Annotated in this window: 14 protein-coding genes and 2 other annotated features; of the genes, 1 reads left to right on the forward strand and 13 read right to left on the reverse strand. The window is 45.1% G+C overall.

The genetic code is table 11. The features are described from left to right. Positions 1 to 8: 8 nt before the first annotated feature. From FJU10_RS02750 to FJU10_RS02780, 7 genes are all read right to left on the reverse strand, one after another. Positions 9 to 1,889 (reverse strand): ABC transporter ATP-binding protein, encoded by a 1,881-nt coding sequence (locus FJU10_RS02750; protein ID WP_061053672.1) that lies wholly within the window; start codon positions 1,887 to 1,889, stop codon positions 9 to 11. Continuing rightward, the gene (locus tag FJU10_RS02755) at positions 1,886 to 3,613 is read right to left on the reverse strand and encodes an ABC transporter ATP-binding protein (RefSeq protein WP_140965115.1); all 1,728 of its coding nucleotides are present in this window, start codon (positions 3,611 to 3,613) and stop codon (positions 1,886 to 1,888) included. Before FJU10_RS02755 ends, FJU10_RS02750 begins: the two co-directional genes overlap by 4 nt. Then, on the reverse strand, positions 3,606 to 4,274 hold the full coding sequence (locus FJU10_RS02760; RefSeq protein WP_077453958.1) for a TetR/AcrR family transcriptional regulator: 669 nt from the start codon (positions 4,272 to 4,274) through the stop codon (positions 3,606 to 3,608). The genes FJU10_RS02755 and FJU10_RS02760 overlap by 8 nt, the downstream gene beginning before the upstream one ends. Before the next feature lie 265 nt (positions 4,275 to 4,539). Continuing rightward, positions 4,540 to 5,571, reverse strand: a complete 1,032-nt coding sequence (locus tag FJU10_RS02765) for an LPXTG cell wall anchor domain-containing protein (RefSeq protein ID WP_081118274.1) — start codon at positions 5,569 to 5,571, stop codon at positions 4,540 to 4,542. Between the two features lie 128 nt (positions 5,572 to 5,699). Beyond that, entirely contained in the window at positions 5,700 to 7,715 is a 2,016-nt protein-coding gene (locus FJU10_RS02770; RefSeq protein ID WP_140965116.1) for a glucose PTS transporter subunit IIA, read from the reverse strand. Further along, positions 7,715 to 8,623: an N-acetylmuramic acid 6-phosphate etherase gene (murQ, locus tag FJU10_RS02775; protein WP_140965117.1), complete on the reverse strand. Its 909-nt coding sequence runs from the start codon at positions 8,621 to 8,623 to the stop codon at positions 7,715 to 7,717. The genes FJU10_RS02770 and murQ overlap by 1 nt, the downstream gene beginning before the upstream one ends. Continuing rightward, on the reverse strand, positions 8,616 to 9,680 hold the full coding sequence (locus tag FJU10_RS02780; protein ID WP_189372224.1) for a DUF871 domain-containing protein: 1,065 nt from the start codon (positions 9,678 to 9,680) through the stop codon (positions 8,616 to 8,618). The genes murQ and FJU10_RS02780 overlap by 8 nt, the downstream gene beginning before the upstream one ends. 246 nt (positions 9,681 to 9,926) lie before the next feature. On the opposite strand from FJU10_RS02780, the gene def reads away from it, so the two are divergent. Continuing rightward, positions 9,927 to 10,490 (forward strand): peptide deformylase, encoded by a 564-nt coding sequence (gene def, locus FJU10_RS02785; protein WP_005227211.1) that lies wholly within the window; start codon positions 9,927 to 9,929, stop codon positions 10,488 to 10,490. 93 nt (positions 10,491 to 10,583) lie between these two features. Here def and FJU10_RS02790 read toward each other — a convergent pair whose 3' ends face one another. The 6 genes from FJU10_RS02790 to FJU10_RS02815 form a co-directional block, all read right to left on the reverse strand. Then, entirely contained in the window at positions 10,584 to 11,792 is a 1,209-nt protein-coding gene (locus FJU10_RS02790; RefSeq protein ID WP_081118270.1) for a M20 family metallopeptidase, read from the reverse strand. Positions 11,793 to 11,851: 59 nt separating this feature from the next. After that, complete coding sequence (locus tag FJU10_RS02795) at positions 11,852 to 12,691, reverse strand: MetQ/NlpA family ABC transporter substrate-binding protein (RefSeq protein WP_081118269.1); 840 nt, start codon at positions 12,689 to 12,691, stop codon at positions 11,852 to 11,854. Between the two features lie 52 nt (positions 12,692 to 12,743). Then, on the reverse strand, positions 12,744 to 13,424 hold the full coding sequence (locus FJU10_RS02800) for a methionine ABC transporter permease (protein ID WP_010748680.1): 681 nt from the start codon (positions 13,422 to 13,424) through the stop codon (positions 12,744 to 12,746). Continuing rightward, complete coding sequence (locus FJU10_RS02805) at positions 13,425 to 14,501, reverse strand: methionine ABC transporter ATP-binding protein (protein WP_086293864.1); 1,077 nt, start codon at positions 14,499 to 14,501, stop codon at positions 13,425 to 13,427. It abuts the gene before it with no gap. Between the two features lie 67 nt (positions 14,502 to 14,568). Further along, positions 14,569 to 14,809: a binding site (T-box leader), on the reverse strand. Between the two features lie 49 nt (positions 14,810 to 14,858). Next, positions 14,859 to 15,097, reverse strand: a binding site (T-box leader). A gap of 119 nt (positions 15,098 to 15,216) precedes the next feature. Continuing rightward, positions 15,217 to 15,741 (reverse strand): transcription repressor NadR, encoded by a 525-nt coding sequence (locus FJU10_RS02810; protein ID WP_081118267.1) that lies wholly within the window; start codon positions 15,739 to 15,741, stop codon positions 15,217 to 15,219. Then, a complete protein-coding gene (locus FJU10_RS02815; protein ID WP_140965119.1) occupies positions 15,738 to 16,586 on the reverse strand; it encodes a chorismate mutase in 849 nt (282 codons plus the stop codon). Before FJU10_RS02815 ends, FJU10_RS02810 begins: the two co-directional genes overlap by 4 nt. Positions 16,587 to 16,592 lie beyond the last annotated feature (6 nt).

Consider the following 16,592-nt stretch of genomic DNA (forward strand, 5'->3'; position numbering starts at 1 on the left):
ACAGTGGATCACGCCACTTCTTCTGAAAATTGACTGTTATAAAGGTCTGCATAGAAACCGTTTTGCGCCATCAATTCCTCATGGTTTCCAGTTTCAACAATAGATCCGTGATTCATCACGATGATATTGTCAGCATCACGAATCGTAGAGAGACGGTGAGCAACCACAAAGCTGGTCCGATTTTCTAACAAACGTCCCATTGCTTTCTGGATCAAGATCTCAGTCCGCGTATCGACACTAGAAGTTGCTTCATCCAAAATCAAGACGTCTGGATCCGCTAAGAAGGCGCGGGCGATCGTGATCAGCTGACGTTGACCTTGGGAGATGTTGCTGGCTTCTTCATTCAAGACCGTATCATAGCCTTCTGGCAATTTGCGAACAAAATCATCCACATGGGCAGCCTTCGCCGCAGCAATCACTTGTTCTTTGGTCGCTTTTTCATTTCCATAATGAATGTTGTCATAGATGGAGCCGGTAAACAACCACGTATCTTGCAGCACCATCGAGATATTACTACGCAATTCATCACGAGTCAAGTCTCGGGTATCTCTGCCATCATAACGAATGCTACCGCCAGAAACATCATAAAAACGTTCCAAGAGATTGATCAGCGTGGTTTTCCCAGCGCCGGTTGGTCCTACGATAGCCACCATCTCACCAGCTTTGACATCCAGATTAAAATCGGTCATCAATAATTTGTCTGGGGCATAACCAAATTGAACATGATCGAAACGAACTTTGTATTCACTGTCTTCCACTGGTAAACCAGAAGGCTCATCATTCATTTCTTCTTCATCCAAGACTTCAAAGACCCGTTCGGCAGATGCAACGGTTGATTGGATGGTGTTTAGTAAGCTAGCGATTTGAGTGATTGGTTGAGAGAATTGATTGGTGTATTGCAAGAATGCTTGCACATCCCCTAACGTCATGTTCCCATTCGCCACTTTGATCCCACCAAGGACAGCCACGAAGACATAGCCTAAGTTTTTAATGAAGTTCATCAAGGGCATAATGATCGCTGAAATAAATTGGGCTTTCCAACCAGCGGAATACAGACGGTCATTTTCTTCTTCAAAAACGACTTGATCGGCAGCTTCATGGTTGAAGGTTTTGACTACTGTATGACCGCCGTAAGTTTCTTCGACTTGGTCATTGAGCAATCCTAAACTTTTTTGTTGGGCCGCAAAGAATTTTTGCGATTTTGGTGCGACGATCATCACGACGATCAAGCTTAAAGGAACCGTTGCTAAAGCAATCAAAGTCAGTTGCCAACTGATCGTCAGCATCATCCACAAAACCCCGATAAAGGTCACGACACTCGTAATAAATTGGGTCAAGTTTTGTTGCAGGGTACTTGCGATATTATCCATATCATTGATTGCCCGTGACATGATATCCCCATTTGAGTGAGTATCATAGTAAGAGATCGGCAAGCGGTTCATTTTTTCATCTAAGTCTCGACGCAGCTCATAAACCGTTCGTTGAGAGACACGGGTCATAATAAACTGTTGTAGAAAGTTGAAGACGGCTGAAATCACATACATGCCGATCGCGATCAAAATGATTTGACCAACTTTCTCAAAATCGATAGGAAATTCTGTCACCTGTTGGCCGGCTTGCATCTGCTGTGTACCGATCATGACCCCTTTAAAAATTTCAGTGGTCGCTTCCCCTAAAATTTTCGGTGTTTGGATTTGGAAGATCACGGCTGCGATCGCTAAAACGAAGACGGCAATGATAGCGATGGAGCGTTTCGACATGTACCCGAAAAGCCGTTTGACCGTCCCCCAAAAGTTTTTTGGTTTTGGTCCTTTGGCACCGATGTTACGGCCCGGGCCGCCACCCATTGGTCCGCCACGGTGTTGTGTTGTTGTTTTCTTTTCACTCATGCAAGATCCTCCTCTCTCAATTGTGAAGAAACGATTTCTTGATAGGTTTCATTGTCTGCCATTAATGATTCATGGGTCCCTTTCCCTACGAGTTGTCCTTCATCTAATACTAAGATCGTATCGGCATCCATGACGGTGCTGACCCGTTGGGCAACCACGACCATGATGCTGTCTTGCATGTCGCGTTTCAGCGCTGCTCGTAAGTTTGCATCGGTTTTGAAGTCCAATGCGGAGAAGGAATCATCAAAGACATAGACATCTGCTTGTTTCACTAACGCACGAGCAATCGCTAAACGTTGACGTTGTCCACCAGAGAAGTTGCCGCCGCCTTGTTCTACACGGCTATCTAAGCCATCTGCCAGTTCGGAGACAAAATCTTTGGCTTGGGCGATCTCTAATGCTTGCCAGATTTCTTCGTCTGTCGCATCAGGTTTTCCATATTTCATATTTTCACGAATGGTACCGGAAAACAGTACCGCTTTTTGCGGAACAAAGCCCACGACTTCTCGTAGATTATGCTGGGTGATTTCTGCAATATTGATCCCATTGATTTTGATTGCACCAGACTCCACATCGTACAAACGAGGCAAGAGATTGACTAGTGTCGTTTTCCCTGAGCCCGTCCCACCGATGATGGCAACAAAATCACCAGATTTTGCTTGGAAGTCGATATCTTCCAACGCCAATTTCTCAGCGCCTTGGTAGCGATACGCCACATGGTCAAAAGTCAAGGTTGCTTGATCCCCTTGTAAGCTCAATGTCGCTGGTGTTTTTGGATCGAGAATTTCATCTTCTTCATTTAAGACTTCGTTGATCCGGTCAGCTGATGCTTGGGCTCTTGGCACCATCACGAAGATCATGGACAGCATCATAAAGCTGATCAAAATTTGCATCGCATAAGTCATAAACGCAATCAAGTTTCCGACTTCTAAGGTCATTTCTGCAATATAATGACCGCCAAACCACGTGATGGCAATGTTCGTCCCACTCATGATCAACGTCATCAATGGCATCATCAAGGCCACGATGGTATTTACTTTAATCGCGGTGTGGGTGTAATCTTTGTTGGCTTCATCAAAGCGGTTTGCTTCATAATCCGTTTTGTCAAATGCCCGAATGACCCGGACCCCCGTCAAGCCTTCACGAAAGACTAAGTTCAAACGGTCGGTTTTCTTTTGCATACTTTTGAATAAAGGAACGGCAAAATACATAATACCGCCGACCAATACCAGCATGATAGGAATAACGACTAAAAAGATTCTCGTTAATTGGGCATCTTTTTGATAGGCCAAGAAGCTCGCCCCAATCAGTGTGATCGGTGCATTGATCATCATACGTAAAAACATTTGCGTCACCATTTGAATTTGGTTGACGTCGTTGGTGGTCCGTGTGATCAATGATGCGGTCCCGAATTTATCGAAAGAACGAGAAGAAAAATTCTCAACTTTTTGGTAAATGTCCGAACGTAGTTTTTGTCCTAATTTTTGTGATTCTCTTGTTGCGAAATACGTATTTCCTAAAGCGGCGATGATACTGATCAATGAAAAGCCGATCATGTAAAAGCCGGTTTTCCAAATGTAATCAATGTCGCCTGTCGCCACACCATTGTTGATAATGTTGGAAGTCAATGTCGGTAGATACAAATCAGAAACGACTTGGATCACCATAAACACCACTGCCATGATGATGGAAATGACGGATACGCGTTTTATCAGCTTAATCATAGGTTTCCCCTCTTTCTTTTTTTGCGCCCTCTCTTAACCAGCGGACTTTACTGTTGAAATCAGCGATCGCTTCGGCAGGATCATAGTCTGGATCAAACGCTGATTGGCGATAGGCTTCGGCAATCGTCGAAAAGACGGTATGCATCAGCAGCTGGATCAACATTTTCAACTCATGGTCGTCTTTGACTTTCAATAAATCTTTGTCGATTTCTGACAAAAAGATGGCTTGCTGCTTCTGCCGATCGGCTTTGTGTTCTTGATGCATCTTGTGCTGCATCTCTGGCACGACTTTATGGAAGGAACGATAATCCATACTCATAAATAAATTGCGGTAAAAGTTTGCATTTTTGCCTTTAAAAACCTCGGCGATCATCCGTGAAAAGTACCATTCGAACCCCGCAAATAGATCCCCATTTTCATGTTGGATCGATTTCAGCAGGTCTCGCTGACTATTTTTTTTCAACGTATGGAAATAATAGTAGTAAAGATCTTCTTTGTTTTCGAAGTATTGGTAAAAACTCCCCCGAGGAATTTCGGCATCTTTGATGATGTTGGCGATCGAGGCGTCTTTCAAAGGCAGCCTGGAAAATTCTTTTTTCGCCGCATTTAAAATGCGCTTTTGTTTTTCCGGCGGCAAGTGAAAAAATGTATCTGTCGGCATCACAAGCATCTCCTTTCTAATTAAAATAAATCACAGCTCTCAATATGACACGATGTCATATGACACTGTGTCATTATACACCCTTCACCAGAGAATGCAAGAATTTAAATTTGACTTTTTTATGAAGGAATCGATTCTGGTCTTTTTATAAAAGGCGTTATTTGAAAAGAAATCATAAATGAAATTTCTGAAAACAAAAAACCTTCGTTTCCCTGATGGAAAACGAAGGTTGCTATTTTTTCATTCTGCCTATTATAAATAACGTTCATTTTTTCTTTCGGCGCCATAAAATCAAGAAAACGATCAGCAGCAGGATGATCCCTGCGATCAATAAGGTATAGCTTGGCGCTTCATTGGTTTTAGGTAATGTTTTTTCGCCATCGGCAGTAGCGTTGGCCTCTTTCGAAGAAGTCGTTGTCGCTGTTTCTTGAGCGGTCGTCGATGTTGCGGTCGCTTCTTCAGTCGTACTCGTTTGCGTGCCTGTAGGCAGATACATGGAATCATTTGCCGCTTGAATGATATAAGAGATCCGTCCTGGAACAAAGGCACCTGGATCGACTTGCATCTCTTGTTCCATCTGATTCAAATTGGTTAAAATCGAAATCATCCATTCGTTGGAAACGGCTTGATTCAAATGTAAAAAGACTCCGTCTGCTGGATAGACGACCCGTAAATATTCCTGCAACTGATCCACGACAGGAATCAAGTCAGCAAAACTGGCGTAGCTATTCGCATCAAAAGCCAGTTGTGGCTCAATGGCTTCCCAGGATAACGTCTGATCGACAAACAAGGCACCGATGATTTTTGCCAAGTAAGCAATATCAAAGCCCATCGCATCACTAGAATAACGTAGTGCTAGGCGATTGCCATTGGTCAATTCTTCATCTGTCAACTGGTCCAACTGTTCTTGGGTAAATGCGGTCACACTGCCTTCAGTGATCCCTTGAGTTAAGGCACTACGTAGCGAACTAGGTTCATCAGCTAACGTGTTGATCTCATTGACGTTTTGCGTCCCTGTCTCTGCTTGGATCGAGGCAATAACGGCTTCGGAATCGACTGGCTCTTGATTCTCGTCAGCTGTAGTTTCTGAAGTAGCGGATTGATCCGTTTCTTGGTCTTCCGCTGTACTTTCTTGGGCAGAATTTTGGATCTGCTCACTATCTGTTTGCCCTTCTGATGAAAGCGTCTCGCTAACGGCAACCGGATTGTCACTTCCACTCGTAGCCGTTTCATCTGCATGAACCATCAATGGTGAAAATGCCAGCGTCATTAGTCCGAACCAAATTATTTTTTTCATCGTCATTGCCTCCTCGAATGGGATTTCTCCCTTTGTAACGAAACTGTAACATAAAGACCTCGTTTCCGCAATCAATTTAGTAACTTCTTAAAAAAAACCTCTATCTTTATCAGATAGAGGTTTTACCATTATTTTATCGTTGCCACATGCATGACTGCTTGACCTGCTTTTGTTTCCGCGATCGGTAACAGTTCAACGTTGGCTGCTTGGTCCATATTGGTGATAATCACGAGCATCTCAGTAGCTTTGCCTTTGGCTGTCAACTGCGCCAAATCGACTTGGGCAACTTGGGTGGCTGGTGTCACGGCTTGGCCTTCCTCCACCAGGATCTCAAAAGGTGCTCCTTGCAATTCGACGGTGTCGACCCCCATGTGCAGCAAAATCTCTAGCCCACTGGCAGTCTTGATCCCCAATGCATGTTTCGTTGGAAAAATCGTCGTGATCGTTCCTGCTGCTGGTGCAAAGATCGCCCCATTGTCTGGCAAGACAAAATACCCGTCGCCCATCATTTTTTGCGAAAATACCGGATCACTTGATGCACTGATCGCTTTTGTCGTACCTGTTGCTACTGCGTATAAGGGGGTATCGATCGTTGTTGCTGATGAATTTGCTGCCGTTTCCTTTGCCGCCGTTTCACTCGTTTCTTTTGGTTGCGATTGCACGGAAGTGACGGTTGCAGCTGATTTTGCCTCCTCTGCCTCGCTTTCTTTGACTGCTTCTAAGCGATCTTTCGGAATCCCAAAGAAGTAGGTGGCAACGAAGCCGCCAGCATAGCCTGCTAACAAGCCGAAAATATAGCCCATCCAACGGCCGTTGGCAATCAATGGAATCAAAGCTAACCCTGATGGTCCAATCGCCGTTGCGCCGATATTTGTCAAAGCGCCAATGACCGCACCACCGATCCCACCACCAATACAAGCAGTGATAAATGGTCGACCTAATGGCAATGTCACTCCGTAGATCAATGGTTCGCCGATGCCTAAGATCCCAACTGGCAATGCACCTTTGATCATTTCAGAAAGCTCTTTGTCTTTACGTAGTCGTACCCATAAGGCTAAAGCTGCTCCGACTTGACCGGCACCAGCCATGGCTAAAATCGGTAATAATTGCGTGCTGCCTGTTGCCTCGATCATTTGGATGTGGATCGGGGTCAAAATTTGATGCAAACCAAACATGACCATTGGTAGGAAGGCCGCCCCTAAGACAAACCCAGAAAAAGCACCGCCCACATTCAAGACCCAAGTGATCGAACCGACTAAGCTGTCAGAGATCAGACCGGCCAATGGCATGATCAAGAAAATCTCCGTCAAACCGATAATCAACAAACACAACGTCGGGGTCACGATAATATCGATCGCTTCGGGAATCACTCGATGCAGCACTGCCTCTAATTTCGCCAAAAGCCATACTGCGAAGATCACACCGATGATCCCTCCTTGGTTGGCAGCTAACGCTTCGCCAGTGAACAAGTTTTGGATCGGGGCTTCTGGGTTCATACCTGTCAGCAAGATGATCGAACCGATCACTCCACCAAGGGTTGGATTGGCTTTAAAGACCTGCGCAGCATTGACCCCAGTAAAGATCGCTAAATAGGTGAACATCCCATTTCTGAGGACGTTTAAAATCATGACATAATAATTCCAAGTGTCTCCATCTAATCGGCCAGCCGTGATCATGTTGGTCAGAACGGAGGCGATCCCTGCAATGAGTCCTGCACCAACGAAGGCTGGAATCATTGGAACAAAAATATTTGAAATGTCTTTCAGCAGCGACTTCAATGGCGATGATTTTTGTTTGGCTTTTTGGGCTGCTTTCATCTCTGCCGTTTTTTCTGATAACGCCTCTTTGCCTGATTTTTGCTGCGGGATCTCTTGCCCTAAATCAACACCGGCTTTTGCCACCATTGCGTTAGCTACTTTGTTGACTTTCCCTGGTCCGATAATGACTTGCAGCTGCTCGTCATTGACGACCCCCATCACACCGGGAATCTCTTTTAACCCTTGTTGATCGACCTTGTCGTGGTCGCGGACGGTCATTCGTACGCGAGTCATACAGTGATTGACTGTTTCTACGTTGTCCATTCCGCCGGCTTCTTGAAAAATCTTCTCCGCTAACTCTTCTACCGTCAGTGTTTCTTTTGCCATTACTTTTCTCCTCCTAGCGCCGTTTTGACAAACCCTTGTGCCGTGGCAAGTTTTGCTTGTGCTTCGTCTTTCGTGCTATCCGTCAACAGCATCACGATCGCCAATTTGACATTCTGATCTGCTTCTTCAAATGCCACGGCGGCTGTTTCATAATCAGCTTCAGTTGCCTGCATGATGATCCGTTTTGAGCGTTCCACCAATTTTTCGTTGGTCGCTTTCACGTCGACCATCAAATTATTGTAGACTTTGCCGATCCCTACCATTGATAACGTCGAGATCATATTCAAAATCAATTTTTGGGCCGTCCCAGATTTCAAACGAGTCGAACCCGTCAAAAACTCTGGGCCACAATCGACTTCAATTGGAAAGCTGGCATGCTGAGAGATCTCCGCGTCTTTGTTACAAGCGATCGTAGCTGTTGTGGCACCGAGCTCATTGGCATAGTCAAGGGCCCCAATCACGTATGGGGTTCTGCCACTGGCAGCGATCCCGATCACCATATCATTTGAGTTCAACTTCAGATCGACAAGGTCTTGTTTCCCTAGCGTTAAGGAGTCTTCTGCTCCTTCGACAGCGACCGTCATCGCTTCTTCGCCACCGGCGATCAGACCAACCACCATCTCAGGTGATACCCCAAAGGTTGGGACACATTCGGCCGCATCCAAGACGCCTAATCGACCACTCGTACCAGCGCCAAGATAAATCAAGCGTCCGCCTTTTTTAAAAGCAGCGATAGTTTGTTCAATGACTTTTTCAATACTAGGAATTTCTTTTTCCACTGCATAGGCAACTTTTTGATCTTCTTGGTTCATTTTTTGGCACGCTTCTAAAATCGTCATTTCATCTAAATTGCTCGTTTCGCTATTGCGTCGTTCAGTCGTTAATTTGTCTAAATTGATTTTATTCATTGGAATCATCTCTTTCTAATTTAAATCGCATCCCTGCTTTGATTTGTTGGATCAAAGGCAGATCGGCTGGTATCACCTGAGCGGCGAGGTTGACTTTTGGGTCTGCTGGCAAAGGACGTTTGCACACCTGGATCTCTCCCATATAGCGCAAGTACTCTTGGTTATCGATCGTCACAGCACCCACTGGCCGCTCTTGACTAAGTTCAGGTTTGACTTCTGGAATGGCATTGAAACGGGCATCGGCGCTACGCAAGACATCTCGAGCTTCATCGTAACGATTTTGGTGATTCCCTAGTACGTGTTCAAAGTAAGTCGAACCAAGATCTTTGACCCGCAAAACGATCCGCGCTTCTTGCAGATACGTCGCAAACTGCTGGGCACTTTTTGTAGAAACCATCCCATCACCAATATAAACAGCATCAACTGAGCCGGTAGCCAACAAGTCGATCGCTGCGGCAAACGGCGACCAGTTGCGGTGTCTTTCCAGTGTGGGTAATCCTTGAAATAACGGTCCGCGTTTCTTGGCATCTCCTGGAACAAAGGCTTGGACAAAAAAGCCTTGTGCTTTCAACCAGCGGTTCTTCTCCTGAAACCAGTCAGCATCTAGTCCTGTTTCTGGCCGAGGGTAATAATTGTGCCAAGCTTCCAAACGAGTAAAATCGGCTCCATACGTCTGCAGCTCTCGAATGTCTTTTTCCGTTAATGTACTGGCATTCAAACTGATGGTCATTTCTTTTGAAAAAGCAGCGATTTGTTGATTGTCGATGGCATAGTCCATTCGTAAACCAGTGACACCGATCTCCCTTAGTTCCGCCAGCTTGTCGATGGAAAAGCCCGCTTCTGCTAAGGCGTTTCCAGAAATATCTACCATTAAAGACAGCTGATGGTCTTTTGCGAAACCTCCCAAGTCCGTCAAACGCTGCCGATAAGTACTGCGATCATCTTCTGGTATGTGCATGGAGGTGAAAATCCCTTTAAAGCCTGATGCCATCGCAGTCATCTGCTCAAGTTCTGCTGCCGTCAAGTCTTCGTTCATAAATACAGAAAAGCCGAACATCTCTTTGCCTCCTTGGTGGGTCACTTTCGTGATACCGTTTTCTATAAAAGCATTATAACTGATTCTTTTCTCGTTCGCAACTATATTTCATAATTAAATCTTATATATAGAAATATCGTTTCATTTAATAAGAAAGCTTTACCCTTTAAACTTTCTTATGCCCTTCTTTCTGCACTTGTGGTACACTTTATTAGGAACGAAACTTGCTTTCGTCATTTTTACATAGTAGGAGGAATCACATCATCAATGATTACAATGGATGATATTATTCGCGAAGGCAATCCAACCTTGCGTGAAGTAGCAAAAGAAGTACCTTTTCCTTTAAGCGAAGAAGATATCGCACTGGGAAAAGAAATGATGACCTTTTTAGAAAACAGCCAAGACCCAGTCAAGGCAGAAGAACTTGAATTAAGAGGCGGCGTTGGTCTAGCAGCTCCTCAATTAGATATTTCAAAACGAATCACAGCGGTCCTCGTCCCTAGCAGCGACCCAGAAAAAACTGAACCTGATTTTAAAGATGTTCTATACAATCCCAAAATTTTAAGTCATTCCGTGCAAGAAGCTTGTCTGGGTGAAGGCGAGGGCTGTCTGTCCGTGGACCGTGAAGTGCCCGGCTACGTGGTGCGCCATGCCCGGATCACGATCAGCTATTACGACATTAACGGCAAAAAGAAAAAAGTTCGTTTGAAGAACTATCCTGCGATCGTCGTTCAGCATGAGATCGATCATTTGAACGGGGTCATGTTCTACGATCATATCAATCAGCAAAATCCTTTTTCATTAAAAGAAGGCATTTTAGTCATCGACTAACAAAAAAAGTCTCTACCGACATTTTGCGGCAGAGACTTTTTTTCTTCTATATTATTGAGTATCCTCTGGATATCTTCTTTCACGATTTTGGCATTAATTGCCTTTCGCTAAACTTTCTTGATGATCGGCTTTGATTTTTTCTAATAACGCCGGTTGTTCAAAAAGATCTAACGCGGTCAGGGCTAAAAGTTCAGCCGCGATAGCGATCGACTGCAAGCCTTTTTCACTCTTAGCAGCGGCTTTGAATTCTTCCGAATGCCCCGCAATGTAGTCATCTGAAATCGAAACGGTGGGTTGGATCGTCGGGATCACTTGACTGACATTGCCGACATCAGAAGAACCAAGACTTGCTTTTGCTTCCGTATCGATCTCATCGGCAGGTACGCCCGCTTCTTGGGCATGGGCGAAGAAAATCTCATCAAAACTTGGTGTCACGATCACATCATCGACGGAGTTTTGGAACAAGCCGAATTCATAGGTCGCTCCCGTGGCTAAAGCGGCTCCTTTGACGATGTTTTCGACTTTCTCGTAGACATCATTCAAGGTTGCTCGATTGGCTGCTCGTAAATAAAAACGACCGGCTGCATATTCTGGCACGACATTGGCTGCCACGCCGCCATCGGTGATCACACCATGAATATTGACGTCTTTTGGTAAATGCAGGCGCAACCCATTGATCCCGTTAAAGACTTGCAACAATGCTTCTAACGCGTTGATGCCTTTTTCTGGTGCTGCTGCCGCATGGGAAGCTCGACCATAGAACTTGATATCCACTGGATCATTGGCTAATGACGCTGTCGTTTTGCCATAGCGATGGGCTGGATGGACACAAAGAGCGGCATCGACATCATTGAAGAACCCTTCACGGACAAAACTACCTTTAGCGGAACCATTTTCTCCACCTTCTTCTCCTGGCGTCCCATAGACTCGAATCTCCCCGCCTAGCTCATCGATGAAAGGTTGTAGAGCACTGGCAGCTAAGACGGAATAAGTCCCGAAGAGATTGTGTCCGCAGGCATGACCGATGCCAGGTAACGCATCATACTCGGCTAAAAAGGCAATCGTTGGGCCCGGTTTCCCACTGACATAGCGGGCATCAAAGCCGGTGCGATGGCCTGCCACATCCTTTTTGACAGCAAAGCCTTCTTTTTCTAATTGGGCGATCAGGGCATCGGCTGAGTAAAACTCATAGTTGCTGACTTCTGGGTGATTATGGATATCTAATGCCAAGGCTTGATAAGCGGCTAAACGCTCTTGGATAAATGGTTTAATCGTTGCTTTTGTAATAGTTGCTGTTGTCATAATCAAATCTCTCCTTTTTTATACATGTTTTTTCAATTTTATATCAAATTACGTGGTACTTATTTTGCCCCAAAGGTTTCCCAAGCAGGAACACTTGATCCTTTTGACGTTTCCTCGATAACTTTTTTCGTATCCTCTGTTTGGTAAGCAGCGACCACTTTTTGGTAAACTTCATTGTCTTCATCTTCTTTACGGGCGGCAATGATGTTGACATAAGGACGGGCCGTTTCATCAACAGGCTCTAAAAAGATCGCATCTTCGGTTGGTACAAATCCTGCATCTACCGCCATGCCGCTATTGATGACCGAAACATCGACATCGGAAAGTGCCCGAGCGGTTTGCGCTGCATCAAGTTCTGAAATTTCTAAGTTCAAACGGTTTTCTGTAATATCCGCGACCGTTGGTGTTTGTCCGGCTGCTTCATCCACTTTGATCAATCCAGCTGATTGTAACAAAAGCAATGCCCGACCACCATTGGTCACATCATTAGGGATCGCAACTTTAGCTCCTTCAGCCAAGTCGTTGACATCCGTCACTTTGTCGGAATAAATACCTAATGGCGCATTGACTGTATTGCCGATCGATACGAGATCAGTACCAAATTCTTCATTATAGTTGTCCAAGAAAAATTGGTGTTGGAATGAATTGAGGTCGATGGAACCATCAGCCAAAGCTGCATTGGGTTGGTTGTAATCAGAAAATTGAACATATTCTAAATTGATGCCTTCGTCTTTCAAACGATCTTTGACATCATCCCAGACATCGGTGTCTGCACCAATCACCCCTAATTTCACCGTGACTTCTTCTTGATCATTGGCTGCGGCACTGCCATTGTTTCCGCATCCTGTAATAAATAATAATGCTGCCCCTAAGACGATTGATTGTACGAATTTTTTCATTTTTTCTTCCTCCATAGACTTGCTTGTTTTTTTATTTGTACATAAGTGGTGGTCAGTGTGATACTCGTTTAATGAGTAGGTTGCTGACAAATTGACTGATAAAAACGAATACTAAGATGATCAAGGTCGCCATGATCGTGACATCGGTCTGGAATCGGTTGTACCCGCGGGTGATGGCTAAGTTGCCTAAACCGCCAGCGCCAACAGCTCCTGCCATGGCGGTCAATCCGATCACATTGATCACGGTCAATGCAGAGACCCGAATGATTCCCGCCACGCCTTCTGGTAAATAGACCCGAAAAATAATACCGAAAGGACTGGTGCCCATCGCTTCAGCGGCTTCTACGACACCGGGGTCAACTTCTAGCAAGGCAATCTCGATCTGCCGAGCAAAGAAAGGAATTATCCCAGCAATCAGAGGAACCAATGCTGCTGTTTCACCGATGGTCGTTCCCACAAGAAATCGGGTAAAGGTTCCTAGTAACGTCAATAAGATAATGAAAGGGATCGAGCGCACCACATTGATGACTTTATCGAGAAATTCAAAGAGCGGTCGATTTTCTAAAATCCCATTCGGTCGAGTCACTACCAAAACGATCCCTAACAAGATGCCTAAGATGCCCGCGATCAAAGAGGTCCAAAAAACCATATACAAGGTTTGGATCGTTGCTGTCACAAATTCATCTTGGATCGCAACAACATTGGGAAAATATCTTTCTAATAAGGCAGCCATCTAAAATCCTCCTTTAATTACATTGTTTAATGGTTCTGCATGATTTTCTTTTAAAATATTGGTGTAAACCCCTTGAGACTTCAAATATTCTAAGGCATGTTTACGCTGTTGGTATTCGCCGGATAAGCTAACGACTAAGCTGCCGATCGGCACTTCTTGCAAGATCTCCACGTTGCCGTAAAGAATATTGGTGGTCACTTTGTAGCGGCTGTACAATTGGGCGATCAGTGGTTCATTGGTTTGATCCCCCACATAGGACAGCTCCACCAGCCATTCGTTCGGTGCCAAGGAAGAAAATTTCGAACTGCCAAGGATCGTTTCTAAGGCTTGGTCGATGTGTGTCGCCGTTCGGATGAAATCTTTGGTCAAAGGTTTTTCTGGTTGGCTGAAAATCTGAACGCTTGAGCCTTGCTCGATGACTTCGCCGTCTTCCATCACTGCCACTTTGTTGCAGATTTCTTTGACGACCTGCATTTCATGGGTAATGATCACGATGGTCAAACCGAGAGTCCGATTTAATTTTTTCAACAAAGCCAATATCTGTAAGGTCGTTTTCGGATCAAGGGCGCTAGTTGCCTCATCACACAACAAGATCTCTGGATCATTTGCCAAAGCTCTGGCGATGGCGACCCGCTGTTTTTGTCCTCCAGATAGTTGGCTAGGAAACGCTTGGGCTTTTTCTTCCAATCCAACAAGCGCCAGCAGCTCGGTAACTTTTTGATGACGTTCCTGTTTGGACCGTCCCCCATATTTCAAGGAAAAATCCACGTTATCAAAAACATTGCGACTGTCCATCAAGTTGAAGTGCTGAAAGATCATTCCGATCGTTTTCCGTTTTTCTCGCAGAGCTTTTGCCGAAAGCGTGGTCAGCTCCGTGCCATTGACGACGACGCTGCCGCTGCTTGGTCGCTGCAATAAGTTGATTACACGGACGAGTGTACTTTTCCCGGCGCCTGAGTAACCCACGATGCCGTACACGTCCCCTTTGTCGATCTCGATCGATACGTTTTTGACCGCTTGGATCGCGGGTTTCTTTGGTTGATTGAATGTTACTGATATGTCTTTTAATGAAATCATCGTCTTCCCCCTAGTTCTTGTCTTTTTCAATAAAAAAGGCATCCTCAAACAAGTCACCTGTGACTTGTTTGAGGACGCCTTTTTGCGTGTTACCACCTCAGTTTAAGCTGCACTCGCATACAGCTCCTTTTCGAGTACGATCATACTCTAGCCAGATAACGGTCGCTACCGTCGTCGCCTTGCAAACTACTGCTCGGAACGAATCACTCCTTGGCCATTTTCTAAAAGTCGTTTGATGCTTCTTTTCAGCTACCGAAGCTCTCTGTTGAAAAAACGTGCTTTTGTACTTACCAATTCTTCGTATGTGGTGCTATTTGATTTTTGGTATAAAAAAGTCCTTTTACCAGCGTTTGCTAGTAAAAGGACGAATACTCGTGTTACCACCTTTTGTTTAGAAGGTTTCCCTTCCCTCAACCCAACGTCTAGCCGTGCTAGAGATTGGTGCACTTTGTAACGGTAGTGCGCATCCGTGATTGCCTACTTATCGACAATCAATCCTCCAAGGCCATTTTTCATCGCTTCTGACTTGACTCTTTCCACCAACCAGAGTCTCTCTTTAAAGTATCCGCGGTTACTTTCCTTCTCAACAGATTCATTATTCTTGTTGAGTTGTACTTTACTGGAAAATGAACGTCTTGTCAACAAAAAATCACAATTTTTTCATCAAGTGTTCCCCAAGTCAGCCGATAGCGTCCTTGCCAGAATGGTTTACGCCTCAATTTTGATAGAGCATGCCTTTTTCTGCTAACTGTTGTTTGGCTTTTTCCAGAGCCGCAGGATCGGTGTAGCGCAACGTATGCAAGTGTACCCCGTTGGTTAAATCTGAGAGCAAGCGGGCCTCTGCATGTTTGGTTTTGTTGATGAAATCAGTCACGTCTTGGTCTGTTTGGATCTGCAAATTGCCAGTGATCTCTCCATAGATCTCATGCTCAACGATGACATCGACCACTTCCACGCCACAAGCGACAAAGATTCGCAATTCTTCTTCCGTTTGTTCAGGCCGATGCTGCACCGCGAGCTTACTCACATGTCCCGCCTCATCCAACAGCGCTTGCAAACGATAACCGCGAGCCGTAGCCACGATCGCTTCACCAGCTGCTCGCAATAAGGCAATGTCCCCAACGATGATTTGCCGGCTGACTCCGAGGGATTCTGCCAGTTTGCTGGCACTGATCGCTTTGTCCGCTTGCTTCAATGCCGCTAAAATATTTTCTCGCCGTGTTGCTCCATCCATACTCATTCCTCCAATTGATTCTCTTGATAGGTTTTTGAGTGGTTCATAATTGATTGAAACATAGCCAAAATCGTTTCTTCGTAGGCTCGATTAGATATCGCCTGCCGAATGTTTTCCAGCACTTTCTCTTCACGATTTTCATCTAATACCGGCAGTTGACTGCTTTTCTTCAATTGCACGATTTCGTTGACCGTGCTCATACGTTTTTCCAAAAGATGCGTGAGTTGCCAATCAATGTCATCGATCGCTGCCCGCTGAACAGCCAAAGGATCTTGCTGATTGTTTTCTTCTTCCAAGTCGATCGTCTTGATGACCCGTGCCGGATTTCCCGCCAGCACAACATTGTCTGGGAATGATTTTGTAACGACACTGCCAGCCCCCACCACGACATTGTTGCCTAAGCGGACCCCTGGCAAAATCGTGGCCGCACCACCGATCCATGCGTTATCGCCAATCACGATCGGGGCCCCTAATTCTAAGCCGCTGTTTCGTTTGACCGGATGTAATGGATGCGTCGCCGTAAACAACCGAACATTGGGTGCCAGCATACAGTTGTCGCCAAAGGTAATGGGACAAACATCTAATAGCACACAGTCGTAGTTAGCATAGAAGTTTTTGCCCACAGAAATATTGTAGCCATAATCAAAGCGGACATTCGGTTCGATATAGATTCGTCCAGTCACAGAGCCGAAAGTTTCTTTTAGTAACTGCTCTTTGATTGTTGTATCAGTTTCTTGGTTGATCAGGTTCATTTGTTCACGGGCATACTTTCGATCTGCCACCAATTCTGGATCTGGGGAAAAGTACAATTCGCCAGCAATCATTTTCTCTTTTTCGGTACGTTGTGTCATATCATA

This window comes from Enterococcus sp. OL5 (assembly GCF_006491895.1).
Classification (GTDB): Bacteria; Bacillota; Bacilli; order Lactobacillales; family Enterococcaceae; genus Enterococcus_D; species Enterococcus_D innesii.

What these genes read in the sequence shown, in the direction of transcription:
- FJU10_RS02790 (WP_081118270.1), bottom strand. Translation starts at nt 11,792, where the DNA reads ATGACAACAGCAACTATTACAAAAGCAACGATTAAACCATTTATCCAA.
- FJU10_RS02770 (WP_140965116.1), bottom strand. Translation starts at nt 7,715, where the DNA reads ATGGCAAAAGAAACACTGACGGTAGAAGAGTTAGCGGAGAAGATTTTT.
- def (WP_005227211.1), top strand. Translation starts at nt 9,927, where the DNA reads ATGATTACAATGGATGATATTATTCGCGAAGGCAATCCAACCTTGCGT.
- FJU10_RS02805 (WP_086293864.1), bottom strand. Translation starts at nt 14,501, where the DNA reads ATGATTTCATTAAAAGACATATCAGTAACATTCAATCAACCAAAGAAA.
- FJU10_RS02755 (WP_140965115.1), bottom strand. Translation starts at nt 3,613, where the DNA reads ATGATTAAGCTGATAAAACGCGTATCCGTCATTTCCATCATCATGGCA.
- murQ (WP_140965117.1), bottom strand. Translation starts at nt 8,623, where the DNA reads ATGAATAAAATCAATTTAGACAAATTAACGACTGAACGACGCAATAGC.
- FJU10_RS02765 (WP_081118274.1), bottom strand. Translation starts at nt 5,571, where the DNA reads ATGAAAAAAATAATTTGGTTCGGACTAATGACGCTGGCATTTTCACCA.
- FJU10_RS02780 (WP_189372224.1), bottom strand. Translation starts at nt 9,680, where the DNA reads ATGTTCGGCTTTTCTGTATTTATGAACGAAGACTTGACGGCAGCAGAA.
- FJU10_RS02800 (WP_010748680.1), bottom strand. Translation starts at nt 13,424, where the DNA reads ATGGCTGCCTTATTAGAAAGATATTTTCCCAATGTTGTTGCGATCCAA.
- FJU10_RS02795 (WP_081118269.1), bottom strand. Translation starts at nt 12,691, where the DNA reads ATGAAAAAATTCGTACAATCAATCGTCTTAGGGGCAGCATTATTATTT.
- FJU10_RS02750 (WP_061053672.1), bottom strand. Translation starts at nt 1,889, where the DNA reads ATGAGTGAAAAGAAAACAACAACACAACACCGTGGCGGACCAATGGGT.
- FJU10_RS02815 (WP_140965119.1), bottom strand. Translation starts at nt 16,586, where the DNA reads ATGACACAACGTACCGAAAAAGAGAAAATGATTGCTGGCGAATTGTAC.
- FJU10_RS02760 (WP_077453958.1), bottom strand. Translation starts at nt 4,274, where the DNA reads ATGCCGACAGATACATTTTTTCACTTGCCGCCGGAAAAACAAAAGCGC.
- FJU10_RS02810 (WP_081118267.1), bottom strand. Translation starts at nt 15,741, where the DNA reads ATGAGTATGGATGGAGCAACACGGCGAGAAAATATTTTAGCGGCATTG.